Origin of the sequence: Thermotoga sp. 38H-to (assembly GCF_011057665.1) — a bacterium.
GTDB lineage: Bacteria > Thermotogota > Thermotogae > Thermotogales > Thermotogaceae > Thermotoga.
In genome coordinates this window covers 723,634-749,809 of the sequence record NZ_LNFZ01000001.1, presented here as the reverse complement: position 1 = coordinate 749,809, position 26,176 = coordinate 723,634, and the positions used below count along the sequence as shown (strand labels likewise).

Annotated in this window: 27 protein-coding genes, 1 pseudogene and 1 CRISPR repeat array; of the genes and pseudogenes, 11 read left to right on the top strand and 17 right to left on the bottom strand. The window is 46.2% G+C overall.

The features are described from left to right. Positions 1 to 295, top strand: a pseudogene (locus AS158_RS03980) (methyl-accepting chemotaxis protein); the annotation flags it as partial. 96 nt (positions 296 to 391) lie between these two features. After that, positions 392 to 1,924 (top strand): DNA mismatch repair endonuclease MutL, encoded by a 1,533-nt coding sequence (gene mutL / locus AS158_RS03975; protein WP_206516518.1) that lies wholly within the window; start codon positions 392 to 394, stop codon positions 1,922 to 1,924. Here mutL and AS158_RS03970 read toward each other — a convergent pair. The 9 genes from AS158_RS03970 to AS158_RS03930 form a co-directional block, all read right to left on the bottom strand. Beyond that, the gene (locus tag AS158_RS03970; protein WP_004082468.1) at positions 1,921 to 2,229 is read right to left on the bottom strand and encodes a DUF190 domain-containing protein; all 309 of its coding nucleotides are present in this window, start codon (positions 2,227 to 2,229) and stop codon (positions 1,921 to 1,923) included. The genes mutL and AS158_RS03970 overlap by 4 nt on opposite strands. Continuing rightward, positions 2,226 to 2,609 carry a fluoride efflux transporter CrcB gene (gene crcB / locus AS158_RS03965; RefSeq protein ID WP_004082466.1) on the bottom strand — a complete coding sequence of 128 codons (384 nt, stop codon included), beginning with the start codon at positions 2,607 to 2,609 and terminating at the stop codon, positions 2,226 to 2,228. Before crcB ends, AS158_RS03970 begins: the two co-directional genes overlap by 4 nt. Then, positions 2,606 to 3,376 (bottom strand): glucose 1-dehydrogenase, encoded by a 771-nt coding sequence (locus AS158_RS03960; RefSeq protein ID WP_038052124.1) that lies wholly within the window; start codon positions 3,374 to 3,376, stop codon positions 2,606 to 2,608. Before AS158_RS03960 ends, crcB begins: the two co-directional genes overlap by 4 nt. 41 nt (positions 3,377 to 3,417) lie before the next feature. Then, entirely contained in the window at positions 3,418 to 4,392 is a 975-nt protein-coding gene (locus tag AS158_RS03955) for a thiamine pyrophosphate-dependent enzyme (RefSeq protein ID WP_004082462.1), read from the bottom strand. A 14-nt stretch (positions 4,393 to 4,406) separates the two neighbouring features. After that, on the bottom strand, positions 4,407 to 5,585 hold the full coding sequence (gene porA, locus AS158_RS03950; protein ID WP_004082460.1) for a pyruvate synthase subunit PorA: 1,179 nt from the start codon (positions 5,583 to 5,585) through the stop codon (positions 4,407 to 4,409). A gap of 2 nt (positions 5,586 to 5,587) precedes the next feature. Then, positions 5,588 to 5,887 (bottom strand): pyruvate synthase subunit PorD, encoded by a 300-nt coding sequence (gene porD / locus AS158_RS03945; RefSeq protein ID WP_004082458.1) that lies wholly within the window; start codon positions 5,885 to 5,887, stop codon positions 5,588 to 5,590. Positions 5,888 to 5,899: 12 nt separating this feature from the next. Beyond that, positions 5,900 to 6,478 carry a pyruvate synthase subunit PorC gene (porC, locus tag AS158_RS03940; protein ID WP_004082456.1) on the bottom strand — a complete coding sequence of 193 codons (579 nt, stop codon included), beginning with the start codon at positions 6,476 to 6,478 and terminating at the stop codon, positions 5,900 to 5,902. Positions 6,479 to 6,568: 90 nt separating this feature from the next. Beyond that, a complete protein-coding gene (locus AS158_RS03935) occupies positions 6,569 to 7,405 on the bottom strand; it encodes a methyl-accepting chemotaxis protein (protein WP_038052126.1) in 837 nt (278 codons plus the stop codon). 9 nt (positions 7,406 to 7,414) lie between these two features. Next, complete coding sequence (locus tag AS158_RS03930; protein WP_038052128.1) at positions 7,415 to 8,176, bottom strand: MBL fold metallo-hydrolase; 762 nt, start codon at positions 8,174 to 8,176, stop codon at positions 7,415 to 7,417. Positions 8,177 to 8,379: 203 nt separating this feature from the next. On the opposite strand from AS158_RS03930, the gene AS158_RS03925 reads away from it, so the two are divergent. Genes AS158_RS03925 through AS158_RS03910 form a run of 4 tightly spaced genes read left to right on the top strand, consistent with a single transcriptional unit; the run spans position 8,380 to position 11,518 of the window. Further along, entirely contained in the window at positions 8,380 to 8,868 is a 489-nt protein-coding gene (locus AS158_RS03925; protein WP_004082449.1) for an NAD(P)H-dependent oxidoreductase subunit E, read from the top strand. Between the two features lie 2 nt (positions 8,869 to 8,870). Then, on the top strand, positions 8,871 to 9,251 hold the full coding sequence (locus AS158_RS03920; protein ID WP_004082448.1) for a hypothetical protein: 381 nt from the start codon (positions 8,871 to 8,873) through the stop codon (positions 9,249 to 9,251). 18 nt (positions 9,252 to 9,269) lie between these two features. After that, the gene (gene nuoF, locus AS158_RS03915) at positions 9,270 to 11,093 is read left to right on the top strand and encodes an NADH-quinone oxidoreductase subunit NuoF (protein WP_008194235.1); all 1,824 of its coding nucleotides are present in this window, start codon (positions 9,270 to 9,272) and stop codon (positions 11,091 to 11,093) included. Next, entirely contained in the window at positions 11,090 to 11,518 is a 429-nt protein-coding gene (locus AS158_RS03910; protein ID WP_008194237.1) for a ferritin family protein, read from the top strand. The genes nuoF and AS158_RS03910 overlap by 4 nt, the downstream gene beginning before the upstream one ends. Before the next feature lie 35 nt (positions 11,519 to 11,553). Here AS158_RS03910 and AS158_RS03905 read toward each other — a convergent pair whose 3' ends face one another. After that, positions 11,554 to 12,228, bottom strand: a complete 675-nt coding sequence (locus AS158_RS03905) for a cyclase family protein (RefSeq protein WP_038052130.1) — start codon at positions 12,226 to 12,228, stop codon at positions 11,554 to 11,556. 33 nt (positions 12,229 to 12,261) lie between these two features. On the opposite strand from AS158_RS03905, the gene AS158_RS03900 reads away from it, so the two are divergent. From AS158_RS03900 to AS158_RS03890, 3 genes are read left to right on the top strand one after another with little or no spacing between them, the layout of a single operon-like run. After that, entirely contained in the window at positions 12,262 to 13,578 is a 1,317-nt protein-coding gene (locus AS158_RS03900) for a transglutaminase domain-containing protein (RefSeq protein ID WP_038052132.1), read from the top strand. Positions 13,579 to 13,581: 3 nt separating this feature from the next. Continuing rightward, positions 13,582 to 14,616 (top strand): L-Ala-D/L-Glu epimerase, encoded by a 1,035-nt coding sequence (locus AS158_RS03895; protein ID WP_038052133.1) that lies wholly within the window; start codon positions 13,582 to 13,584, stop codon positions 14,614 to 14,616. Beyond that, complete coding sequence (locus AS158_RS03890) at positions 14,616 to 16,568, top strand: IGHMBP2 family helicase (protein WP_038052135.1); 1,953 nt, start codon at positions 14,616 to 14,618, stop codon at positions 16,566 to 16,568. The genes AS158_RS03895 and AS158_RS03890 overlap by 1 nt, the downstream gene beginning before the upstream one ends. Positions 16,569 to 16,623: 55 nt before the next feature. Next, positions 16,624 to 17,783: direct repeats of the CRISPR family, unit length 30 nt; unit sequence GTTTCCATACCTCTAAGGAAGTATTGAAAC. Positions 17,784 to 18,418: 635 nt separating this feature from the next. On the opposite strand, the gene AS158_RS03885 is transcribed toward AS158_RS03890, so the two are convergent. Then, positions 18,419 to 19,945 carry a bifunctional UDP-sugar hydrolase/5'-nucleotidase gene (locus tag AS158_RS03885; RefSeq protein WP_038052137.1) on the bottom strand — a complete coding sequence of 509 codons (1,527 nt, stop codon included), beginning with the start codon at positions 19,943 to 19,945 and terminating at the stop codon, positions 18,419 to 18,421. 74 nt (positions 19,946 to 20,019) lie between these two features. On the opposite strand from AS158_RS03885, the gene AS158_RS03880 reads away from it, so the two are divergent. Then, on the top strand, positions 20,020 to 20,769 hold the full coding sequence (locus AS158_RS03880; RefSeq protein WP_038052143.1) for a radical SAM protein: 750 nt from the start codon (positions 20,020 to 20,022) through the stop codon (positions 20,767 to 20,769). Here AS158_RS03880 and AS158_RS03875 read toward each other — a convergent pair. The 3 genes from AS158_RS03875 to AS158_RS03865 form a co-directional block, all read right to left on the bottom strand. After that, positions 20,753 to 21,517 carry a metallophosphoesterase family protein gene (locus AS158_RS03875; protein ID WP_038052145.1) on the bottom strand — a complete coding sequence of 255 codons (765 nt, stop codon included), beginning with the start codon at positions 21,515 to 21,517 and terminating at the stop codon, positions 20,753 to 20,755. The genes AS158_RS03880 and AS158_RS03875 overlap by 17 nt on opposite strands. A gap of 34 nt (positions 21,518 to 21,551) precedes the next feature. Then, positions 21,552 to 22,946, bottom strand: coding sequence for a glutamate--tRNA ligase (gene gltX, locus AS158_RS03870; protein WP_038052147.1), 1,395 nt, complete (start codon positions 22,944 to 22,946; stop codon positions 21,552 to 21,554). Positions 22,947 to 23,042: 96 nt separating this feature from the next. Further along, a complete protein-coding gene (locus AS158_RS03865; RefSeq protein ID WP_038052149.1) occupies positions 23,043 to 23,243 on the bottom strand; it encodes a cold-shock protein in 201 nt (66 codons plus the stop codon). 233 nt (positions 23,244 to 23,476) lie between these two features. Here AS158_RS03865 and AS158_RS03860 point away from each other — a divergent pair, with 233 nt between their 5' ends. Then, entirely contained in the window at positions 23,477 to 24,643 is a 1,167-nt protein-coding gene (locus AS158_RS03860) for a type III PLP-dependent enzyme (RefSeq protein ID WP_038052151.1), read from the top strand. Position 24,644: 1 nt separating this feature from the next. Here the strand turns inward: AS158_RS03860 and AS158_RS03855 are convergent, their stop codons facing one another. The 3 genes from AS158_RS03855 to minD are packed head-to-tail and all read right to left on the bottom strand — an operon-like array spanning position 24,645 to position 26,153. After that, complete coding sequence (locus AS158_RS03855) at positions 24,645 to 25,043, bottom strand: secondary thiamine-phosphate synthase enzyme YjbQ (RefSeq protein ID WP_038052154.1); 399 nt, start codon at positions 25,041 to 25,043, stop codon at positions 24,645 to 24,647. A 14-nt stretch (positions 25,044 to 25,057) separates the two neighbouring features. Then, on the bottom strand, positions 25,058 to 25,333 hold the full coding sequence (locus tag AS158_RS03850; protein ID WP_038052156.1) for a hypothetical protein: 276 nt from the start codon (positions 25,331 to 25,333) through the stop codon (positions 25,058 to 25,060). A gap of 4 nt (positions 25,334 to 25,337) precedes the next feature. Continuing rightward, entirely contained in the window at positions 25,338 to 26,153 is an 816-nt protein-coding gene (gene minD / locus AS158_RS03845) for a septum site-determining protein MinD (RefSeq protein WP_038052158.1), read from the bottom strand. Positions 26,154 to 26,176 lie beyond the last annotated feature (23 nt).

Here is a 26,176-nt window from a genome sequence, read left to right as displayed (position 1 = left end):
GGGAGAAGAAGTCACAAAGAGGTTCAGGGAGATCCTTGGAAGGATAGAAGAGATCAACAGCATGATAGAGAACACAGCTGCCACTGCGCAGGAGCAGGGAGCGGCTGCAGAAGAAATGGCAAGCGCTATGGACAACGTCACAAAGATAGTCGAAGGAGTTGTGGAAAGTCTAAACAGAATGGAGTCTCTCATAGAAGATCAGACCGAATCTGCCGCAAAGGTCTCTCAGGCCGCTGAAAGACTGTCTGAGCTTTCTGAACAGCTCTCAACGCTCGTTCAGAAGTTCAAAGTGTGAGAAGGGAAATCAATAGAAAAAATCAGGCGGGGTTATCCCGCCTTTTTTTCTGGATGTTAAAATTTTCAGGGAGATCGAGTGGAGAGGTGTTCTGTTTTGAGAATAAAAAGACTTCCCGAGAGCCTCGTCAGAAAAATCGCCGCGGGTGAGGTGATTCACAATCCATCTTTCGTTCTGAAAGAGCTTGTAGAAAACAGTCTGGACGCGCAGGCCGACAGGATAGTTGTTGAGATAGAAAACGGTGGAAAGAACATGGTAAGAGTATCCGACAATGGAATCGGGATGACCAGAGAAGAGGCACTTCTGGCAATAGAACCTTACACGACGAGCAAGATAGAGAGCGAGGAAGATCTGCACAGGATCAGAACTTACGGTTTCAGAGGTGAAGCGCTTGCTTCGATTGTGCAGGTCAGCAGAACCAAGATCGTGACAAAAACGGAAAAAGACGCACTCGCAACACAGTTGATGATTGCTGGGGGGAAAGTGGAAGAAATCTCGGAAACCCACAGGGATACCGGCACCACCGTTGAGGTGAGAGATCTCTTCTTCAACCTACCCGTCCGGAGAAAATCTCTGAAGTCCTCTGCCATCGAGTTGAGAATGTGTCGTGAGATGTTTGAAAGATTCGTCCTTGTACGAAACGACGCTGATTTTGTATTCACCTCAGATGGAAAGATAGTCCATTCCTTTCCAAGAACACAGAACATCTTTGAAAGAGCTATCCTGATCCTTGAAGATCTGAGAAAAGGTTACATCACGTTCGAAGAGGAATTATCCGGCCTGAGGATAAAGGGAATAGTTTCATCCCGCGAGGTGACAAGATCCAGCAGAACGGGAGAGTATTTCTACGTGAACGGTCGTTTTGTGGTTTCCGAAGAACTCCACGAAGTACTCATGAAAGTTTACGATCTTCCAAAGAGAAGCTATCCCGTCGCGGTTCTTTTCATAGAGGTAAATCCGGAAGAACTCGACGTGAACATACACCCTTCGAAAATCGTGGTGAAATTTCTCAACGAAGAAAAGGTGAAAAAGAGTTTGGAAGAAACCCTCAAAAGAAATCTGGCACGGAAATGGTACAGGTCGGTTGCGTACGAAGAAATATCCTCCCATGCGCTGAGCGTAGCGGAATCACCTTCCTACAGATGGTTTTTGGTCAAGGGTAAGTACGCTGTCGTTGAAGTGGAAGATGGTTTGCTCTTTGTGGATCTTCATGCTCTCCACGAACGAACGATTTACGAAGAAATCCTTTCGAAAAAAAGCTGGAGGAAAAGACGGGTGAAAAGGAACATAACAGTTGTGCTATCAAGGGAAGAAAAACAAAAACTGGAAGAATACGGATTCTCCTTTCAAGGAGAAGAAGGAGCTTTGAAAGTCATTGAAATCCCTGAGTTCCTCACCGAAGACGTTGTGGAGGAATTTTTCAGGGACTTCCCAGTTGATGAAAAACTGAAGGAAAGAATAGCCCTTGCCGCTTGTAAACTTGCCACTAAATCCGGAGAATTCGACGAAGAGATCGCATCGAAACTGCTGGATGTCTTTTTCAAGAAGCGGTTTGAAAGATGTCCTCACGGAAGGCCGATTTCTTTCAAGATCAGCTATGAGGACATGGACCGATTTTTCGAGCGTTAACCCATTTTCACCACGTTGACGTCAGCGGTGAAAACCAGGCCATCGAAGTCTATGTTGTCGATTTCCTTCAAAAAAAGGTTTATTCTCTCTTCTTCATCGACGATCTCAAGAACGATAGGAAGATCCGGTGAAAGACTGAAAAAATCACTTCTGTGCATGTGTCTCTTGTGACCGAAACCCATGATACCTCTGTAGACAGTGACTCCTTTCATACCGAGTTCGTAAGCGCGCTTCACAAGATACTCGAAAAGAGGCTTTCCGCTGTGCTTGTCTTTTTCTCCGAGGTAGATCTTGAGAAGCTTCATACCTTCCCCCTCCCCAGAATCATTCCAAAGTAGGCGCATGTAAAAGCAAAGAGAAGATTGGCAAGAGCATAAGCGACTCCCCTTGCGGGACTCTCTTCGATGAGCGAGAGCGTTTCGTAAGTAAATGTGGAAAAAGTGGTGAAGGCTCCCAGGAGCCCCGTTCCGAAGAAAAGGATGGCTTCCTTAGAGAGAGGAACTTTCTCGATAGCGGCGAACATCAAAAACGAAAGAAAAAAAGAACCCACAGAGTTCACGATGATCGTGCCAAGTGGTATGTAAGAGAACGGCAGGAGTGAATTGATCGTACGGGAAACAAGGTATCTGAGAACGGCTCCAATCGCTCCTCCGAATGCAATTGTCAGGTAATCCAGCTCGATCATTCCTCGTATATCATCTTCACCGTCATACCACCATCGACGATGAAGTTCGTGCCTGTTATGAAACCTGCTTTTTCGTCGTCCACGAGAAAGACGCAGAGATGGGCAATATCTAAGGGATTTCCAACTCTTCCAGCCGGGTGCTGTTCGTGATCGATGGGTCTCAGATCGGGTTTTTTTCTCAGGGACTTCTTCTTCCATTCCGATGTTTCTATCCAGCCGGGGCTTATGCTCACCACTCTTATGTGATATCTGGAAAGACTCACGGCCAAGGAGTGCGTGAGTGCCACAAGGCCTCCTTTTGAAGCTGAGTAGGGTTCCGTGTCTGGTTCTGACTGAAATGCCCTTGTGCTTGCTATGTTTATGATCACTCCGCCACCGCGTTTTATCATTTCTTCCGCGCAGTATCGAGAACAGATGTAAGGCCCCGTGAGGTTCACCCTGATCACTCTCTCCCATTCTTCGAGAGGTCTTTCGAAGATGCTCTTCACGGACATGACGGCTGCGTTGTTCACCAGAACGTCTACCCCGCCGTATATTTCGACGGTTTTTCTCACCATGTTCTTCACGGAGTTTTCATCTGCAACGTCCGTTTTTACGAATGTGACATCCAGCCCTCTTTCTCTCAACATCTCTTCTCTTTCAACGCCCGCTTCTTCGTCTATCTCTGCTATGACTACCTTCATGCCGTTTTCCGCAAAAAGCTGAGCGATCGCGGCTCCGATTCCCTGACCTCCACCTGTAACGACTGCCACCTTGCCTTCGAGCATGCTAACACCCCACAGAAAAGGCGGGGTAACCCCCGCCCGTTTTATCTAATCGGTTTGTCCTTTGTAACCTCTTCCAGTGTGAGTAGTCTTTCCCATCTTCTGTCGACGTATTCCTGGAGTTCGTCTACGATTTCTTTTGCATCCGGTCTTGAAAGAAGTTTTCTGAACCTTCCCTGAGCCTTCAGGAATTCCTCCACAGGTTTGAACTGTCTCGGTTTTCTGGTGACTCTGTAAACTCCTCTTTCCACTTCGTACAAAGGCCAGTACTTCGTTTCTACGGCGAGTTTTGATATTTCTACTGTTTTATCGTCGTTCACTCTCCAGAACCTGACGCAAGGAGAGAAGACCGCAAGGAAAGAAGGTCCATCGAAGTTCAGCGCCTTTTCCACCTTGGCAAAGAAGTCCATGGGTTCAGAGAGCGATGCGGTAGCTGCGTAGACGTTCTCGTGAGCCGCTACGATCTCGACGATGTTCTTTTTCAGCTGGACCTTTCCAGGGAGCTTCTTTCCAACTGGAGCTGTCGTGGTATCCGAACCCGGGGGTGTGGATCCGGATCTCTGGTTTCCTGTGTTCATGTATCCCTCGTTGTCGTAGAGGACGTAGAGCACCTTGTGACCTCTTTCGAGCATCCCGGACAGTGACTGAAGACCGATATCGTACGTTCCACCGTCTCCACCAAAAGCAATGAAGGCGTATTTTTTGTCTTCTGGGATCTTTCCTTTGTTTTTCAGTGCTTTGTAAGCCGTTTCCACACCGCTCATCGTTGCTGCCACGTTTTCAAAGGCGTTGTGAATGTAAGGTACGCTCCAAGCGGTGTACGGATAGATGGAGGTAGAAACCTCCAGACAACCTGTTGCGAGTCCAACAACGGGTTCGTATCCGAGGTGTCTTGCGATCATCATCACGAACTTCACTGTGATGGGTGCTCCACAACCTGGACAGAGCCTGTGACCCTGTGTGATACCGATTTCTTTCTTATCGAACTCCTGTGCCAGCTGTTTTATGTTAACGGGCATTCCTCACACCTCCTTCACTCTCTGAGACCAAGATATCTCTGTTCATCTGCTATGAGGTTTCCGTTTATGGCATCTTCGAACGCTTTTCTGATGTGCTCTGGTTTGATGTCCCTTCCACCGAGACCGTAGACATAGGATCCAAGCATCGGCCTCGCTGCTACTTCGTAGAGCGCAGATTTCACTGCTTCGTAGAGAGGTGCTTCCGCTCCGAAGGAAACAGCTCTGTCGAGCACAACTACACTCTTTCTTCCGTTGAGGAGTTCCTGAAGCTGCTCCTTCGGGAACGGTCTGAACATCCAGATTTTCAAAGATCCAACTTTGTAGCCTTCTTCTCTCAGTTCATCAACCACGTACTTTATCGTGCTGTTTGTGGAGCCCAGTGCTACCATCACGTGCTCTGCATCTTCCATTCTGTACGGTTCGACAAACCAGTATTTCCTTCCAAACGTTTCTTCGAATTCTTTTGCGATTTCCGGGAACACCTTCTTTACGTTTTCCATGGCTTCAATCTGCTGTCTTTTGTGTTCGAAGTAGTAATCGTAAAGATCGAGAGGACCCCAGGTTACAGGGTGTTCAGTATCCAGAAGAGGATACATGGGTTTGAGCTCTCCAACGAACTTCTTCACGAGTTCATCGGGATAGAACTCAACGGGTTCCACTCCGTGAGAAAGGATGAACCCATCGAGGTTCACCATGACGGGAAGTCTCACATCTTCGTGTTCTGCCAGTCTCACAGCGAGAATGGTGAAATCGTAAGCCTCCTGATTAGTTTCCGCAAAGAGCTGAATCCATCCAGAATCCCTTTCTGCCATCGCGTCGCTGTGGTCACAGTGAATGTTTATAGGACCACTGAGCGCTCTGTTCACAACGGGCATCACAATGGGAAGTCTGTAGGAGGCAGCGATGTAAACTATTTCGTGCATCAGTGCGAGTCCATTTGCACTGGTTGCTGTCATCGCTCTTGCTCCCGCGGCAGCGGCTCCAACGACAGCGCTCATCGCACTGTGTTCACTTTCGACGGGAATCATTTCTGTCCTGACAACGCCGTCCGCGACGAACCTGGCGAAGTACTCCACAATAGGTGTCTGTGGAGTGATCGGGTACGCCGCAACGACATCGGGCTCTATCTGTCTCATCGCATTGGCAACGGCCTCAGCGCCGGTGACGGCCACTCTCTCGACGACCCTTTCCATCCTCATCCCTCCTCGCTCAGAAACTCAGTCTCAGGTCTCATCTCTATGGCCTGCTTTGGACATACGTTCGCACAGAGTCCGCATCCTTTACAGTAGTCGTAGTTGAAACCTTTCATTATTCCGCCTTCTTGGATGATCGCTTGATCTGGACAGTAGAGCCAGCAGAACATACAGTCTATACATTTCTCTTTGTGAAGAATAGGTCTCATCACACGCCAGGCACCTGTTTTGTATTCTCTTGCTGTTCCCGGTTTGTCGATGACTCCTCCAATGGGAATTTCCTTCCAGCTTTTAAGAGACATTCTCACACCTCCTCACTCTGAGCACTTTACTTCCTCATATCCACGTCTCAAAGCTCTCTTGTTCGCATCAATCACTTCCTGAGGGAATTTCTTTCCGAACATCTTCTCGATTCTCTTCTCTATCGCCTCGAGAGGCACAATACCTGTCACTCTGACCAGCGCTCCAAGCATCGGTGTGTTCGGTATTCCTCTCTTTATCTCCTGGAGAGCGATGTCTGTAGCATCCACCACGCATATCTTTCCGTTGAATCCTGTCTTTTTTCTGACGAATTCGAAATCCTTAACGGTGTTCACAAGGAGGATACCATCTTCTGAAAGGCCTTCTACAATGGCGGGAGAAAGTAGTGTTTCATCGATCACCACAACGACGTCCGGGTTTTCCACTGCAGATCTCACTCTGATGTACTCGTCACCAATCCTGTTGAAGGCCCTCATGGGAGCACCTGTTCTTTCTGCACCGTATTCTGGAAAAGCCTGAACGTATTTCCCGGCTTCCAGAGCGGCTTCTGCCAGCATCTGGGAAGCACTCTTCGCACCTTGCCCGGCTCTACCGTGCCATCGTATTTCAAAGTATTTCTTCGCAACGGGCATCCGATTGCACCTCCTCGACAACATGGATTTAACCCACGTTATTGTATCAGATACATAATGCATTTCATAATGGTATACTTAAACAATAAATTAAATCTTTAGATCCTTCAGTTTTCTCTGAGCGGTGATCACTGAGTTGATAACTCTGTTTATGGTCGTGAATCCTCCTGCAGTCTCTTCCAGAACCTTCGTTGCACTGTCGATTTCCGCACTCTTTTCTGAGAGTGACTCCTTCGAGGTATCGAGGGAGTTTCTGACCTCCTGAAGGAGCTTTACGTTGTTTTCCATGAAACGAACCATATTCTGGAGGGTTTTTCCAACTGTTTCAAACAGATTCGCCATGAACTCGAGGTTTTCAAGGGATCTTTGTGAAGATTCGAGGATTTCTCTGGCCTTCTCGACGATCTGCTTTGTCACTTCATTTGTTTCGTTTGATAGATTCTGAACCTCGTTTGCTACGATCATGAAGCCTTTTCCCGCTTCTCCGGCCCTCGCAGCCTCTATGGTGGCGTTCAAGGCGAGGATGTTGGTTTCCCTGGCGATTCTCATAATGTTCTGAATCAACTTTTCGATCGATCTTATGTTTTCAAGGGTCTCTCCTATCTGGGATGAAGCTTCTTTCACCCTTTCGATGATCTGATCTACATTTGTTCCGGATTTTTTCAACTCCTCCATGATGTTTTCGCTGATCTTCTCCATGTCTTGGATGACAGAGACGAGCTGATCACTTTTCGCTTGAAAATCTCCCACCAGTTTCTGAAACAGTCTGTTGAGATTCACAAACCTTTCTTTAACTTCCTCTATTCTGCGCTGCATTTTTCTCAGCTTTCTGGTCAGTGCTTCGTCCAGCTGGCTTGTGAAGGATATGATCGTGTTCTCTGCAAAGAACGCAGAAGTGAGTTTGTCCACAATTTCTCTTTCTCTCATAGAATCACCTCACAAAGAATAGAGATCGTCTATCAGATCAACACCGCATTTGAGATTTCTGAACCACTCGAGGAATTTCTTCACAGACTCTCCTCTGAACACAGCGCCGTGCTGAGGTGCGATCATATCTATCTTCTTATTTGAAACCATATCCACCCATTTCTTGCAGGCCGCATTGGAAGACATGTACCTTTTGTGGAAGGCCTCCATGAGCGGAAGATGTCTTTCGAAATCATCGACGTACCTGTACCTCTTTCCCTTTTCGAACACCGCGGCGCCTATATCTCCTGAGAAGAGGATCTTTGCCACCGGATCGTAGAGAACGAAATTCCCTGTAGAATGAAGGAAATGCGCCGGGAGTATCTCGAGCTCGTTACCACTCAGGAATTTTATCTTTGTTCCTTTGTCAGGGATCGGAACGATCCTTTTCTGATCGTAGATTCCAAAGTGTGGGAGAAACCTCACCCAGAGAGAGGATATGTATATCTTCGCGTTCTCACATATCGAAAGCCAAAGCAAAATCCCGGATGTGACATCTGGATCCTGATGCGTGTAGAATATGTGTTTTATGCTGGAAAGATCAACCACTTCCGCTACGTTGGACATCACCCTGGGAAAGACGTGTGCTCCGCCCGGGTCCAGGAGAATCCCTTCGTTTCCATCGAGGATCAGATACTGGTTCGTCTGAACGATCTCTTCTTCTTTCTCTTCCCATCCCAGAAACAGGAATTTGTGCTGACCGTTGTCGAAGAGGATTTCGTTTTCAAACATGTTGCTCCCTCCTGATTTCAAACGATTTCAAGAATTAATCCCCATTTGATTCTATCACTACATGCAACACTTTGTGACTGTTTCTTTTCTTTTCATCATATGACAGTGAGAGGTGTTATAATCGACTATGGTGAATGTGAAAAAAATATCAGATAAAAATTGTGAAAAAAATCCCGATAAATTCCGATCAGGAGGTGGCGGTTTTGGTCAAGTCGAAAGAAGAACTCTTCAAAGAGCTGGAGAATTTCATAGAAGAAAATGGGTACGAGGGAAAGAAGGATGCACTCATACAGGTGCTTCACAAGGCACAGGAACTCTTCGGATATCTTCCCGCGGATGTTCTCGAGTACATCTCAGACAAACTCGACGTTCCTCTCTCGAAGGTTTATGGAGTGGTCACCTTCTACAACTTCTTCTCTACAAAGCCAAAGGGAAAACATCAGATCAAGGTTTGTCTCGGTACCGCGTGTTACGTGAAGGGTGCGGACAGAATCTTCGAAAGATTCCTCGAAGAACTCAAGGTGAATCCGGATGAACCCACCAGTGATGGTATGTTCTCCGTTCATGGTGTGAGATGTCTTGGAGCGTGCAGCATGGCACCGGTTGTCATGGTGGATGAAGACGATTTTTACGGCAGAGTAACTCCCGATATGGTGCCTCAGATCATCAGTAAGTACAAGCGGGAGGGATGAGGATGGCCAAGGTGAAGAGTCTGGAGGAGCTCATGAAGATAAAGGAACAGGCTCTGAAGGATCTCCAGCTGAGGGGCGAAACAGGTAAAAGAGGGAAGATAACTGTTGCGATGGGTACGTGTGGAATAGCGGCGGGTGCCAAAGAGACTCTGAAGGCGATCGTTGAAGCCCTCAATGAATACAACATAAACGATATAGCGGTTGTTCAGTCGGGTTGCATGGGACTCTGCGAGGTGGAACCCACCGTTGAAGTGAGGCTCGAAGGTCAGGAGCCAGTCATATACGGAAGGGTCACTCCGGAAAACGCAAAGAGAATCGTGAAGATGCACATACTCGAAGGAAGGGTCGTCGAAGATCTGGTGGTCAAAAGAGGAGAAGCCTGACTCTGGAGGTGAAGGAAAGTGCCGCTCACAACGAACACGATCCTTATCTGTGCAGGTGGAGCGTGTATTTCCGCCGGCGAAAAGAGTGTCAAAGATGCCTTCGAAGAAGAATTGAGAAAGTACGGCCTCGATGAAGTTGTCAGGGTGATAGAGACCGGTTGTATGGGAGCGTGTACTCTGGGGCCGATCGCCGTGATCTACCCGGAAGGTGTGTTTTACCAGAAGCTCACGCCAGATGCGGCAAGAGAGATCGTTGAAGAACACATTTTGAAGGGAAGGATCGTGGAGAAGTACCTTTACAAAGCTCCCGAAGGAAAACCTGTTCCAAGGGTCCATGAGGAAGTGCCTTTCTTCAAGAAACAGGTCAGGATCGTCACAAGGAATCTCGGTGTCATAGATCCCACGAAGATAGAGGAGTACATCGCAAGAGACGGATACTTTGCCCTTGCAAAGGCTCTTCAGATGAAACCGGAAGACGTGATAAGGGAGATAAAGGACAGCGGACTCAGAGGAAGAGGAGGAGCGGGTTTTCCAACAGGGCTCAAGTGGGAACTCGCGGCAAAGCAAAAGGCCGAGAAGAAATTCGTTGTCTGTAACGCGGACGAAGGAGATCCGGGTGCTTTCATGGACAGATCGGTTCTTGAAGGAGATCCACACGCCGTCATAGAGGGAATGGCAATAGCCGCCTACGCGATAGGTGCTCAGAAGGGGTTCGTTTATGTCAGGGCGGAGTATCCTCTCGCCATCGAAAGGCTCAACATCGCACTGAATCAGGCAAGAGAGTACGGTTTTCTTGGAGAAAACATAATGGGAACGGATTTTTCCTTCGATATAGAGATCAGAATCGGTGCGGGTGCGTTCGTTTGTGGTGAGGAAACCGCGTTGATGGCCTCCATAGAGGGTGAGAGAGGCCAGCCGAGGGTGAAGCCTCCCTATCCCGTTGAGAAGGGACTCTGGGGATACCCCACAGTGATCAACAACGTTGAAACACTTGCGAACGTACCCTGGATCATCAGAAACGGTGCGAAAGAGTTCAGAAAATACGGGACGGAGAACTCTCCGGGGACGAAAGTGTTCGCTCTCGCTGGTAAAGTGAAGAACACAGGTCTTGTGGAAGTTCCCATGGGAATCACACTCAGAGAGCTCATATACGAGATTGGAGGAGGAATAGCCGGAGACAAAAAGCTGAAAGCCATCCAGACTGGGGGACCGAGTGGAGGATGTATCCCCGCTGAGTATGTGAACACTCCTGTTGATTTCGAATCCCTCCAGAAACTCGGTGCAATCATGGGTTCTGGTGGAATGATAGTGATGGACGAAGACGACTGTATGGTTGACGTCGCAAGGTTCTTCCTCGAGTTCACCGTGGAAGAATCCTGTGGAAAATGTACGCCCTGTAGAGAAGGAACGAAGAAGATGCTCGAAATCCTGGAGAAGATCACTTCCGGCGAGGGAACAGAGGAGGACATAGAAGAGCTCGAAAAGCTGGCGCATGTGGTAAAGGACACTTCCCTCTGTGGACTTGGTCAAACCGCACCGAATCCTGTTCTTTCCACACTCAGATACTTCAGAGACGAGTATCTGGCGCATGTCAGAGAGAAGAAGTGTCCATCCAAGAAGTGTAAAGCGTTGATCAGCTATGTGATTGATCCTGAAAAATGTGTTGGATGTACCGCGTGTGCGAGAGTCTGTCCTGTTCAGTGTATAAGCGGTCAGGTGAGGCAGCCTCACGTGATAGATCAGGCGGAGTGTGTCAGGTGTGGTAGCTGTATCGAAGTCTGTAGGTTTGGAGCTATAAGTAAGGTTACTCCAGCCCTGCCGGTGGAGGAGGCGGTAGAATGATAGGCCCAAGGGATCTTCTGAATATAGCTTTGAGGATCGAATCAACCGGTTACTCTTATTACAAGAATCTCGCGGAGAAAACGGAGGGGGAAACGAAGGCACTCTTTGAACGGCTGGCGGAACAAGAGAGGGACCACTCCAGAAAGTTCAAGGAGATCCTAGAAAAATACGAGCAGGATCTTAACCCATCCGATGAGGTGCTCGGCTATCTCGAAGCTCTCGCAGAGATCTCTATCTTTCCCAAACTCGAAGAAATTCCCCCTGATGATCTGAGAGAAGCCGTGAGAAGGGCCATCGAAGTGGAAAAAGATTCCATAGTCTTTTACAGCGAAATATTGAGCTACGTACCGGAGAAAGAACCCGTTCAGGCGATCATCGATGAGGAGAAAAAGCATCTGAGGGACCTTCTGAGACTGGAAGTGTGAAGATACCCCGCCGGACGGCGGGGTTTTTGTTCAAATCATTCCACCTCTGCCAGAACGCTGACGGGTCCACCGTCCAGCCCCTTGAATCTCAAAGGAAGAGCGATCACACGTTTTATCTTCTTTCCAGCGACAAGTTCTAAATTCACATCTTCGAATATGATGATGGGTCTTTTGCTGCTGAATTTCTTCGACAAAAGCCATCTGTGCGCGGGGTAGTTTTCTTTTTCACCCAACACGATGGGATCGGCACTGAGAAAATCGAGCATGACCGCTTTGAGAGAGGGGACAGATTCCCTCAGAAAACGAGCCAACTCTTTTGAAATGCCGGGGAACATGTACCTGTAGGTTGCAGGATCTGTTCTTCTCAACTTCGCAAAACCCGATCTGAACATGAGAAGATCCACACCATTCAGATCCAGTTCTTCGATATCTTCGATGGTGAAGAGTTCCATTGGTTTCTTCTCCCTGTCCACGAGCAGGGGTTTTTCAAAAATGAAGTATTCAAGAGGTATCTGATCCAATGTCCAGCCCTCTTCACAAAAATGGTAAGGGGCGTCCACGTGTGTGCCTGTGTGCGAGAAATGATGAATCATCGTCGTGTTGGCGGCATCTCCCCGCTCTATTCTGCTTGTCGGCTCAAAATAGTCCGGCGGGTTGTCTGGGTAGGTCAACATTCTCTCTTCTATAGGGTAAGATAATTCTATGAACATGTCTGTCACTTCCTTTCTGGGGGAGGTATCAATATGGAGTTCCTCTTTTACAGTTTACCAGAGGAGGTTGTCAGAGAAGAAACGCTGGGGAACTTTTCAGTCGCCTTGAAATTGATCGACGACTTTCTGAAAAAAGACCTCCCTTCACTTCAGCGTGAAAGACTCATCTACGAAAAAGAAAGAATCGAAAGACTTCTCGAGGATTATCCCTTCACCGAAAAAGAAGCGTTGAAGAAGATGATGGAGATGTTTGGAGGTTTCTCGGAGGAAGAGTTTCAGTACCTCATGAACGAAGGAGCGCTCGACTACATCGTCGTGGAAGGTGAGAAGAGATTCGAAAGGCGTTTCTTCCATAACCTTGCCTTCGCCAGGCCGGAGTACAGAGAAAGACTCAGGAAAGATGAAAAAAGCGAGAAAGCAAAGAAAATTCTTCACGAACGACTGGAACGTCTCACAAAGGGTGAGAATCCGAAAAAGTACAGAGTAAGAGCGAGAATAACTTTGAAACTGAAGGAAACGTCTTCCAGGCACCGGGTATGGCTTCCATTTCCCAAGGAAGGGCTTCAGATCGAAGGTGTGAAACTTCTAAAAACAAGCCACGAAAGTTACTACATTTCACCGAACGATGCTCCGCAAAGAACCATCTATTTCGAAAGCGAAGACAGCACCTTTTTCGTGGAATTCGAGTACACTATTAGGGAGTGGGTGAACCACGTTGATCCTGAAAGGGTTTCAGAGAAGAACACAGGGCTTGAAGAGTTCTTAAAAGAAGAACCTCCACACATCGTTTTCACTCCGAAACTCAGGTGGTTAACACAAACAGTGGTAGGCGACGAGATAAACCCATACCTCAAAGCGAAAAGAATATACGACTGGATCACATTTAACGTGAGGTACTCCTACGTGAAACCGTACGCCCTGTACGAAAACATAACAGATTTTGTGGTGAACAATTTGAAAGGTGATTGCGGTTTTCAGGCGCTTCTTTTCATCACTATGTGCAGGATCGCTGGTGTTCCCGCAAGGTGGCAATCTGGATGGTACATAAACCCGGTCTTCGGTTCTCCCCACGACTGGGCACTTTTTTACGTGGAACCCTACGGGTGGCTTCCTGCGGATCTTTCCTTTGGTGGTGCAAGAAGGGACAACGAACCTTTCAGGAAGTTCTACTTTGGAAACCTGGATGGCTTCAGAATGGTGGCAAACGATGGTTTCATGAAAGATTTCGATCCGAAAACTCGTTTTGTGAGAAACGACCCCACAGACAACCAAGTTGGAGAAGCGGAGAGCGAAGAGAAACGTCTACCGTTCGAAAGTAGTATAGAAGTGATTGGTTTCGAGGAGGTGTGAAAAATGTCGAAGATCGTGGACGTGAAGCTTTCTCTCAAGAGATACGAATACGAAAAGCCGTTTCACATAACTGGGAGCATATCTTCCGAGAGCAGAAATGTCGAGGTTGAGATCGTTCTGGAAAGCGGCGTTAGGGGGTACGGAGAGGCGTCCCCTTCTTTTAGAGTGAACGGTGAAAGGGTGGAAGCGCTCCTTGTGATAGAGAACGTTGTGAAAGAGATGATCGCAGGCATCGATGTGCGAAACTATGCCAGAATCTTTGAAGTCACGGACAAGCTCTTCGGATTTCCGAGTTTGAAAGCAGCCGTTCAGTTTGCTACGCTGGACGCTCTCTCTCAGGAGCTTGGAACACAGGTCTGTTATCTCCTCGGAGGAAAAAGAGATGAGATAGAGACGGACAAAACAGTTGGAATAGACACCATCGAAAACCGTGTGAGTGAGGCAAAGAAAATATTCGAAGAGGGTTTCAGAGTGATCAAGATCAAGGTTGGAGAGAACCTGAAGGAAGACATCGAAGCTATGGAAGAGATAGCAAGGGTCACTCGAGGAGCAAAGTACATAGTTGACGCGAACATGGGCTACACACCGAAAGAAGCGGTGGAATTCGTGCGGGCAGTATATCAGAAGGGAATAGACATCGCTGTGTACGAACAGCCTGTGAGGAGGGAAGACATTGAAGGCTTGAAGTTCGTGAGGTTCCACTCACCGTTTCCCGTTGCGGCGGACGAATCCGTGAGAACGAAGTTCGATTTGATGAGGCTCGTGAAGGAAGAGGCGGTTGATTACGTGAACATAAAACTCATGAAGTCTGGAATTTCCGACGCTCTTGCCATAGTGAAAATAGCAGAATCGGCTGGTTTGAAGCTCATGATCGGATGCATGGGAGAATCCTCCCTCGGGATAAACCAGAGTGTTCACTTTGCACTCGGAACAGGGGCTTTTGAGTTTCATGACCTCGATAGTCACCTAATGCTGAAGGAAGAAATCTTCAGAGGAAAATTCATCCAGGATGGTCCGAGAATGAGGGTGAAAGAGTAATGACGGTTCAGCAGTTCATAAAGAAACTCGTGAAACTTGTAGAACTCGAAAGAAACGCGGAAATAAACGCAATGCTCGACGAGATGAAGCGACTCTCGGGAGAGGAAAGAGAGAAAAAGGGTCGTGCCGTTCTGGGCCTCACAGGAAAGTTCATAGGAGAAGAACTTGGATACTTCCTTGTGAGATTTGGAAGAAGAAAGAAGATAGACACGGAGATTGCTGTGGGTGATCTTGTTCTCATGAGCAAAGGAAATCCTCTCAAAAGTGATTACACAGGAACAGTGGTGGAAAAGGGAGAACGTTTCATCACGGTAGCAGTTGATAGACTTCCATCGTGGAAGCTCAAAAATGTGAGGATAGATCTCTTTGCAAGTGACATCACGTTTAGGAGACAGATAGAGAACTTGATGACGCTTTCTCCAGAAGGGAAAAGAGCCCTTGAGTTTCTCCTTGGAAGAAAAAAGCCTGAAGAATCGTTTGAAGAGGAGTTCACTTCTTTCGATGAGGGTTTGAACGAAAGTCAGAGAGAAGCGGTTTCTCTCGCTCTTGGAAGTTCCGATTTCTTTCTCATACACGGCCCCTTCGGGACGGGGAAGACCAGAACACTCGTGGAGTACATAAGACAGGAAGCGGCACGTGGAAAGAAGATTCTGGTCACAACGGAGAGCAATCTTGCTGTGGATAACCTCGTGGAGAGGCTCTGGGGAGAGGTGTCTCTGGTAAGAATTGGCCATCCTTCGCGCGTGTCTTCTCATCTGAAGGAGTCCACACTCGCACATCAGATCGAAACGGACGATGAGTACGAGAAAGTAAAAAAGATGAAGGAAGAACTCACAAAGTTGATCGAAAAAAGGGACAGTTTCACAAAACCTTCACCGCAGTGGAGAAGGGGGCTCAGCGACAAGAAGATCCTGGAGTACGCGGAGAAAAACTGGAGTGCCAGGGGAGTTTCTAAGGAAAAGATAAAAGAGATGGCAGAGTGGATAAAGTTGAATAATCAGATTCAAGATATTAGAGAACTCATAGAACGCAAAGAGGAAATAATAGCGAACAGGATAGTACGGGAAGCACAGGTTGTGCTTTCTACCAATTCGTCCGCAGCTCTGGAAATAGTATCGGGAATTGTTTTCGATGTGGTAGTTGTTGACGAAGCTTCTCAGGCAACCATTCCAAGCATTCTCATCCCCATATCGAAAGGCAAAAAGTTCGTCCTCGCTGGGGATCACAAACAGCTTCCTCCCACGATACTCTCAGAAGACGCGAAGGACCTTTCGAGAACACTGTTTGAAGAACTCATAAATCGATACCCCGAGAAGTCTTCTCTTCTCGATACCCAGTACAGAATGAACGAACTCTTGATGGAATTCCCGAGTGAAGAATTTTACGATGGAAAACTGAAGGCAGCCGAGGAAGTCAAAAACATAACACTCTTTGACCTTGGAGTAGAGATACCGAACTTTGGAAAGTTTTGGGATGTCGTTCTCTCTCCAAAAAACGTTCTGGTCTTCATAGACACGAAAAACAGACCCGACAGATTCGAAAAGCAAAGGAAAGACTCTCCCTCGAGGGAAAATCCGCTGGAAGCACAAATCGTGAAAGAGATTGTGGAAAAACTTCTTTCCATGGGAGTGAAAGAGGATTGGATCGGGATTATCACTCCCTACGATGATCAGGTGAATCTCATAAGAGAGCTGATCGAAGAAGAGGTGGAAGTACACAGTGTAGACGGTTTCCAAGGAAGGGAAAAAGAGGTCGTCATCATTTCGTTTGTTCGCTCGAACAAAAACGGTGAAATAGGGTTCCTCGAAGATTTGAGAAGGTTAAACGTTTCGCTCACACGAGCAAAAAGAAAGCTGATAGCGACGGGAGATTCGAGCACACTTTCTGTTCATCCAACTTACAGAAAATTCGTGGAATTTGTGAAAAAGAAAGGAACCTATGTGATCTTTTGACCTGAAGCATATAACAAAAAACATTCCCCACTCACGTGGGGATTTTTCCATTTATGTTTCCATACCTCTAAGGAAGTATTGAAACAGAATTTTTTATAAGTTTAATCAGTCCAAGCTTCTGGTTTCCATACCTCTAAGGAAGTATTGAAACGCTCGTAGCCTACCATCGCTCTTGCTTCGTTCGGTGGTTTCCATACCTCTAAGGAAGTATTGAAACTGATCGCCAAAAAAGAATTTCGTATTCCTGAAGGAGTTTCCATACCTCTAAGGAAGTATTGAAACATTGTATATACTGACAAAGGAGTTTTCTATGTTAAGTTTCCATACCTCTAAGGAAGTATTGAAACTGTGGTTTTCCCCACTCCTCGTCGGCCCGTGAGATAGTTTCCATACCTCTAAGGAAGTATTGAAACAAGGACAGGCAACTTCCTTCTGTCGACGTTCACCAGTTTCCATACCTCTAAGGAAGTATTGAAACTTGCAAACCTTTCGCCGGTTTCATCGTTGTAGAAAAGTTTCCATACCTCTAAGGAAGTATTGAAACTCAAACAGAACAATGAAAGCAAGGTATAGATGTGAAGTTTCCATACCTCTAAGGAAGTATTGAAACCAAGGTATATTTTCAGGATACACTGAACTTTTTCGGGTTTCCATACCTCTAAGGAAGTATTGAAACACGTTGCGTTGAAGCAGGCGCACTATATGGTTATTTTGTTTCCATACCTCTAAGGAAGTATTGAAACTCGGAAAGCAGACAGGAGAAGTAGTTATAGACGTAGAAGAGTGTTTCCATACCTCTAAGGAAGTATTGAAACGGAGAATTCAGACGGAACATGGACGATCATAGCGAAGTTTCCATACCTCTAAGGAAGTATTGAAACACCGCATTGAGGGGAACATCGCAGATCTCGAGGAAAGGTTTCCATACCTCTAAGGAAGTATTGAAACAAAACCATTCTTCGTGTAAGGAGGGATGATGATGGGTTTCCATACCTCTAAGGAAGTATTGAAACCTCGAACAGAACCTCAAGCTCGCACAGACAGAGATACCGTTTCCATACCTCTAAGGAAGTATTGAAACACCTCTTTGGGATAAAAGACCTTGTGTGGCTTGATGAAGTTTCCATACCTCTAAGGAAGTATTGAAACCCGGAAAAGTCAGTCTATAAAATGTCAGAGTTGTGTGTTTCCATACCTCTAAGGAAGTATTGAAACCCATTGAGTTCAGAATAAATTATACCACAAACACAAACTGAAAGCAAGATGTTTTTTGAACTTCCATATACTCATTTTCCATAAACGATTCTAACACACAAGGGGGTGTTTTCAAGAACTGTTTGGAAAAATGGAATAATTGCATAGTCAAACAGAGAGAGAATTCAAGGCAAAAACAAAAGATTAATTACATCAACCTACGTCAGGGCATTTTGGGGTGTTTTGGGCAAAAATCGATTAGTTCCACATTTCACAAATAGATGAAAAAAGGTTTCCCTCAAAGAGTTAGAAGTTAACTGCAAGATGTATGAATTTCTGCTACTTACACATCATCATTCATAACAAATTCTCTTCATATTGTTTCGTCTTATCATTCATTATTCCCTTTTTAACGCATAGCTTCCGGTACCACAAACCCGCATGAAATTTTTCGTTACCGGTAATTGCATACTCTGTATCGACCTTCTGATGCTAAATACACACACCACCCACTTTGTGAATGATTGGAACTATCTTGGTTTGTATGCATAAAAGTTATTTAGTAAATATAAATAATTTTCACACTAATTTTTTAATATCAAAAACAAAGAGGCGGAATTGCTCCGCCTCAGTCTGAACTCCTTGGACTAATCCAGTTACTCCCTCACGTACCTCTGCGAATCGTCGTACTCTTCTATTTTCCCGTTCAGAACATTCTGTATGTACTCAATAACGGCATCTGACATAAGATATCCTGTGTCGTATCCCTCCCACTCTTTGAGCATGACGTAGCCGTCTCCACCACCTGCCATGTAGTTGTTCGTGACCACTTTGTATTTTCTTTCTGGATCGAACGGTTCTCCGTTCACGAGGACTTCCACAACTTTTCCGTCTTTGCTCTTCCATGTGAGGCCGGAAACCTGGAGGAACGCACCTTTGCCTTCTGAAATGGTAGCAGCGTACTCGAGCACTTTCATGATCTGTTCCCCGGTGAGCTCCAGCACGTAGAGGGTGTTTCCGAACGGGAGAACTGTCAATATATCTCTCACAGTGATCTTTCCAGGTTTTATAGAGGCTCTTATGCCTCCACCGTTTGTGAAGGCGATATCCGCTCCCACTTTCCACCTCATGGCGTCCGCTATGAGGTTGGCAAGATTCGTACTTTTCGATCTGACGTGTTCTCTTTCACCATCGAGGTAGATCTTTGTCTCTCCTATGACGGTATCGAGTTTTTCATCTCCCACTTTCTTGAAATATTCGAGAGCCTTTGCAACGTATCTGTTCTCGAGGTATGGTTTTCCAAGGTATCTGTACTTTTCGTTTTCGTACACCTTCAAATTGACGGGTATCGCTTCCCAGTGCCATGCCACGATCTTTCCGTCTTCGATGTCCAGATCGAGTCTTCCAACGTACTTTCCATAATCTCCAGCCGAGGCTATTATCTTTCCTTCCACGACGTCGGACCCAAGAACGTGGCTGTGTCCAGCTATAACAACGTCTATTCCTTCAACTCCTGCCAACTGGTGTGTCGTGGTGATTCCTTCTTTCTTCGGCTCTCCCCAGTCGAGGTGTGCAAGAGCGATAACAATATCTGCCTGTTTTTTCAGTTCGGGTGCTATTTCTCGGGCCACTTTCAGGGCGTTTTCAAACTTCAGACCTTCGAGGTAGAGAGGTTCCAGAATCTCCGTTTCTTCTGTGGTGAAACCGATGATGGCGACTTTCAATTCACCGAGATTTTCGATGATGTAGGGTTTGAAGAACGGGTTACCATCTTCTTTCACTATGTTCGCTGAAAGGAACGGAAAATCTGCGAATTTCATCTGTTTTTCGAGAACTTCCCTTGGATTGTCGAACTCGTGATTTCCAACGGCCATGGCTTTGAGTCCTATCATGTTGAATCCAACAATGTCGGGTATAGCATCCTGAAGGTCGGACTCTGGAACACCTGTGTTCAAATCTCCTGCGTGGAGAAAGATCACATGCCCACCCTGACTCTCGACTTCCCTTCTCACCTCTTCTACGATCGTGGCGATGGCTGCAAGGCCTCCAATTCCGGGATTACGATACTCATCGAATGCCCAGGCGTGACCGTGCGTGTCGTTGACGTGAAGGATGGTGAGTCTCACACCAAGAAGCAAAACGGTTATCAGTAGAGCCAGAAGGATCACCAGGAACTTTCTCATAATATCACCCCCTTCGAAGATTTTAACTCTAATGTGCTAACATATTGTGAGATTCTGTTAAGGAGGTTTCACTCGTGACGGTGGATCCATCTCACACGATTCCCGTGAGTGTAACAGGTACGTTTTGTTCACTCAACTGTCCCCACTGTGGAGCACACTATTTGAGCCATATGATCTCCGTGGATGAAATTCCAGCCTTTGTGAATAAAGGCTACAGAAGCTTTCTGATAAGCGGCGGAATGCTTCCAGATGGTTCCATTCCGTTTGAGAAACATTACGAACGTTTGAAAGAGCTGAAAGAAGCCCACGGTCTTCTTTACAACTTTCACGTGGGGTTTCAAAAGTCCAAGGTTGCAAAGGAGCTGGCTGACGTCGTTTCTATGGATTTCTTCGGTGATGAAACCGTTTTGAAAAGCATATACGGACTCACATTGACTCCACAGGAAATTTTAGATATCGCTCACTTTTATGAGAACGTGGTGTTTCACATCACAGTTGGAATAATGGGTGGAAAGATCACCCACGAAGAAAGAGCACTTGAGATCCTCTCTCAGGAAACAGACACCGTTGTTTTGAACGTGTTCATCCCAACTCCCGGAACAAGGTTTGGAAAGTCTCATCCACTCGATTTTCAGGAGGTCGTGAGGATTTTTGAAAAGGCAAGAAATCTGTTCAAAAGAGTGATCCTCGGCTGTATGCAGCCGAGGGGGGAATACAGAAAGAAGCTTCAAAGCGAGTTGAAAGATCTTGTGGATGTCATCACAAAACCCGTTGGTGGGACAGGCGAGTTCAAAGGATGCTGTGCCTTCATTGACCGAGGGTGAAAGTGACCTTTCCCGGTCCCATGTCAAACGTTTGTCCGAGCGCCAGAACGGTCGCGAGTTCAACCGGAAGGCCGTTTCTTACGATCTTTTCCACGGTTGTTTTCACATCGTATTCGACACGCAATATTTCAAAGCTGATCGTGCCGTTTTCAACATCGACGATCATGTAAGAGGCCCTCGGATCACCATCTTTCGGTCTTCCGGTGCTTCCTGGGTTCAGAACGAGCTTTCCCATAACCCATTTCACCATAGGAAGGTGAGTGTGTCCGTTCACAACAACGTCCTCTTCAACCGATTCTACGATCCTTTTCAGCCTGTCTGGAGGAGTGTTTGGTTTTACGTACTCGAGGAGTTCGTTCAGAGGACTTCCATGAACGAGCAAGAATTTGACACCTTCGACTTCGAAACTCAACTTTTTTGGAAGACTTCTCAAAAATTCTCTGGTTTTCTCAGAGGTGTTTTCGATCGACCACTTGAGAGAGATGTCCCCGACTTCTGTCTCCCTTCCGGGTGCGTAAGAACAACCGCAGCTCTCTCTGGAATAGCCAACGGCATCGTCGTAATTTCCCATAATCGTTTTGATGTTTCGTTCCATTATTGTCTGCACAACAGCCTCAGGATCGGGTCCGTAGCCAACCAGATCTCCAAGGCAGAATACTTCATCGACACCTTTGTTCTCTATGTCCTCCAGAACGGCCTTCAACGCTTCGAGATTTCCATGAACATCTCCAAAGAAGGCAAGCCTCATTTTATCACCCTTAACTATTATAATGCATGTTCTTTTAAGTCTTCTTTAAGAACTGTAAGGTTCTTTCAAGTCTTTTCAGTGTTCTTTCTTTTCCCAACACTTCTATGGTTTCGAAAAGACCAGGCGTTACTAACTTTCCGGTAACTGCTCCTCTGATGATCTGAAAGACCACTTTTTTCGATGACAAGACCGTTTCGGAAAGATTTCTCAATATTTTTTCTATCTCTTCCATGTTCCAGCTGTTGAGATTTTCGAAGGCTTTTTTCGCTTCTTCGAGTACCTTCTCGGCTTCTTCTCTCTTCAAGAACTTTTCCACATAGTCCTTCTCGTACTCGTAATCATCGCTCATGAATGGATACATGATGTCGTGCAGCTGAGAGAGTGTGTTCACCTTTTCCCGGCATATACGTAGAGTTTCTATGAAATATCTTTCATCCAGAGGGGGAATTTTCTTTCCCACGTACTTTGCCCATTCGATGAATTCTTTCTTCAGATCTTCGAGATCGATCTTTCTCATGTGTTTCCCGTTCACCCATTCGAGTTTCTGATAATCGAAGATAACCCCCTTGTTTGAGATATCCTTTGGATCGAATGACTGAAGTTTCTCTTCTATTGTGAAGATCTCGTCTTCTTCCATTCTCCAGCCAAGAAGTGCGAGATAGTTCATCAAAGCCCTGCTCAAAATGCCCTCCCTTCTGAAGTGTTCAACAGAAGTGGCACCGTGCCTTTTGCTCAGAGGTGTTCGATCCGGTCCCAGTATCAGTGGAATGTGCATGAACACAGGGACTTCCCATCCAAAAGCCTCATATATCATGAGCTGTTTTGGAGTGTTCGAAAGGTGATCTTCACCACGAAACACATGGGAAATTCTCATGAGATGATCGTCCACCACGACCGCGAAGTTGTAGGTTGGGAAACCGTTCGACTTCATGATGATGAAATCTTCTATGGTGGAGTTGTCGAATTCCATGTAGCCTTTCAAAAGATCGTTGAAAGAGGTTTTTCCAGGAAGCACTTTGAACTTTACGGTGACGGGATGGCCTTTCTCTTTGTATTCGTCTGGATACTCGTAAGTTGTGAAGAGTTCTCTGGTAGGATCTTCTTTGTCGTAAACCACGTAATAGGCCCTTCTATTTTCCACCAATTCCTCAGCGTATTCTTGGTAGATTTCGAGTCTCTCGCTCTGTCGGTAAGGGCCGAAGTCTCCCCCTACATCAGGTCCTTCGTCCCAATTGAGACCGCACCACTTCAGAGATTCCAGAATTTGCTGTTCATATTCTCTTGAACTTCTCTCGAGGTCGGTATCTTCTATTCGAAGGATGAACTTTCCACCCTCTTTTCTTGCGAACATCCAGTTGAAAAGAGCTGTTCTTGCTCCACCAACGTGGAGATGACCCGTTGGGCTGGGAGCGAACCTGACTCTTACCAATTCGAAGCACCTCCTGATTTTTTTGATCCGACTTTTAATATATCAAAAAAAGCCCCGGTGATAAACACCGGGGCCTGGATTCGGTTTCGACCTCTATTATCTAACAGGTCTCACGTTGACAGCCTGAGGTCCTTTGGTACCTTTCTGGATTTCGAACTCGACTGTTTCGTTTTCCCTGAGGGTCTTGAAACCATCCATCTGGATCGCTGACCAGTGAACGAAGATGTCTTCTCCGTTCTCCATGGTGATGAAACCGTAGCCTTTCTTAGAGTCGAACCACTTAACCGTACCTCTCATGAAGAAATCACTCCTTCTTAAAAATCTTTCCGCTCAAGGCGGTACTTCCTAAGTGTACACCCCGGATACGACTTTGTCAAAAATCTTTTTTTCTTCATCATGAAAGGGTTACGATGTTTTGAAATCTTAGTGTTATTCTGAAGACACATTAATTTAACTTCCAGGGGCTTTTTATGAAAGAGTTTTTTCACTATTCTTTATATGCATAACTATATCCCATTGAGGAGGAGTCCATGATGGAATACTGGATTAGAAGAGCCCTCGAAGTGGTGAAAACACCTTTCCTTCTTTTCGACTTGTCGGTCGTGGAGAAGAAGTATCTGGAAATGAAATCTGTTCTCAGAGATGCGGATATTTACTATGCGGTGAAGGCAAACTCGCATCCGCGCATCATTTCCCTTCTTGCCAGATTGGGGTGCAATTTCGATGTGGCTTCCAAGGGAGAGATAGAGAAGCTATTGGCACTTGGGGTGAATGGAAGAAGAATGAGTTTTGGCAACACTATAAAAAGAGAGGAAGACATCGCGTTCGCGTACAAAAATGGTATAAGGCTCTTTGCGGTGGATAGTGAAATGGAGGTGGAAAAGGTTGCTATAAACGCTCCTGGAAGTTTCGTTTTTGTGAGGATGGAAACAGATGGTGCAGACGCGGACTGGCCCCTTTCCAGAAAGTTCGGAACCAATCCAGAGCACGCTCTTCAGATTCTCTTTTATGCTTCGAAGATGAAACTGATACCCGCGGGGTTGAGTTTTCATGTGGGATCTCAGAATCTGAATCCCGAAAGCTGGAAAAAGGCTATCGAAGTCGCAGGAAAAGTGTTCAAGAAAGCCATGAGATCCGGTTTGAATCTTTTCCTCTTGAACATTGGAGGAGGCTTTCCCGTTCAACACAAAAAGCCGATTCCGAGTATGGAAGAGATAGGAAAAGTCATCGAAGAGGCAATAGACGAAAATCTCTGGTTTGTCCACAATTTGAAAGTGATAGCCGAGCCTGGAAGGTATATGGTCGGAGAAGCGGGTTGGCTCGTCACAAAGGTGCTTTTGAAGAGCGAAAGATCCGGTGAAAAATGGGTCTACATCGACGCGGGAGTGTTTCACGGGCTTGCAGAAACCATCCAGAACTTCGAGTACGAGGTCAGGGTTCTCGGAAAAGAAAGAGAGGAACTCGAAGAGTACCATCTGGCGGGTCCCACCTGTGACAGCGTCGATGTGATATACGACAGAATCTTTCTTCCAAAGAGCATCACCTTGAACGATCTTGTGTGCTTCATAAACGCGGGGGCTTACACAGTGGAGTACAACACCCGTTTCAACGGAATAGAACCACCAAAGATGATCTTCATCGAGGAGCTCACAGAGATCTCGATAGAAGAGAAAATCAGAACGCGTGTACTGGATTGAATCATCCCTCAACAACCTTTATGTAAACGCTCCTCGTCCTTGGACCGTCAAATTCGCAGAAATATATTCCCTGCCAGGTTCCAAGGAGGGGGCGTCCGTTTTCTATTATGAGCGTGACAGAAGACCCCAACACTGATGCTTTTATATGAGAATCGGCATTTCCTTCTAGGTGGGTATAACCAGCCGATGGTGGTACCAGTTTGTTCATCGTGTTCATTATATCCTGTCGCACACTCGGATCAGCGTTTTCGTTTATTGTGATACCCGCGGTGGTGTGGGGAACAAAAACCACGCAGATACCATTTTTCACCTTAGATTCTTCTATGACTTTCACAACCTCCGAAGTGATATCCACGAACTGTGTTCGTGAAGAAGTTCGAACTGTGAGTCTTTTCAACATCAACTTCCCTCCCTTCATTTGAAGAACACGTTTGTGATTATCACCACGTGGCCTTCTCTTTCTTCGAAGTCTATCTTTATCTTTTCTTTTTCGACATTGAAGGTTTCGGAAAGCCAGCTGGCGATTCTTTCTTTTATCTTATCCGAATTCTTATCGAGCATTTCTTTTGGAATGATCTCTGTTATGTTCATCTGTTTTCTCTTAGTTGTTCCAACTATCTGTTCCAGTCTTTTTTTGGCCGTTTCTCTGCTCTTATTCTTCTTTCCGAACTCCCAAAATAGGAACTTCATGATATCATCCCCTCTTGAGTTTTGAGAAGAAGTCTTTCAATGCATCGAGAAAACCTTTCGAAACGGTGACAAAGTCGTTCTCCAAAGGCACGCCCTCTCCTCGAATTCTTCTTGCGAGGTTTTCAAAGTTTTTGGAAATTTTCGAATTTCCGTTCAGTGAAACGGGAATTCCCGTGTTTGAGGCAACTATGATATCCTCTGAATCTGGTATAACAGCTATAATCTCCAATGATAGTGTATGTTTGATATCGTCAGTGGTGAGCATTTCGCCCTTTTTCACCATGTGCGGTTTGAATCTGTTTATGATCACGTTTATCTTCTCATCGGAAAATCCAAAGTTTTCCAGAAGCCCTATCACACGATCTGCGTCAGAGATTGCAGGAAGTTCGGGAGTCGTGACAACAAGCACTCTTTCAGCCGGAGCGACGGCGTTTCTGAATCCCCTTTCGATGCCGGCTGGAGAATCGATTATGATGTAGTCGAAATGTGGTATCAGTTCCTTCACAATGGCCTTCATGTCGTTTGGTGAGACCATTTCTTTCGTGGCTATCTGTGAAGCAGGAAGAAGATACAGATTTTTCAGCATTTTATGTTTGACAAGAGCCTCCTGAGGAGAGACTTTACCGTTCACTACATCTATCATGGTGTAAACGATTCTGTTTTCGAGTCCGAGGACTATGTCCAGATTTTTCAGGCCTATGTCGGCATCGATGAGACACACCTTCTCCCCGAGTTTGGCCAGGGCACATCCAAGGTTGGCCGTTACGGTGGTTTTACCCACCCCTCCTTTACCGGAAGTTACAACTATGACATTTCCCATCAATCCCACCCTTTCTTGTTCAC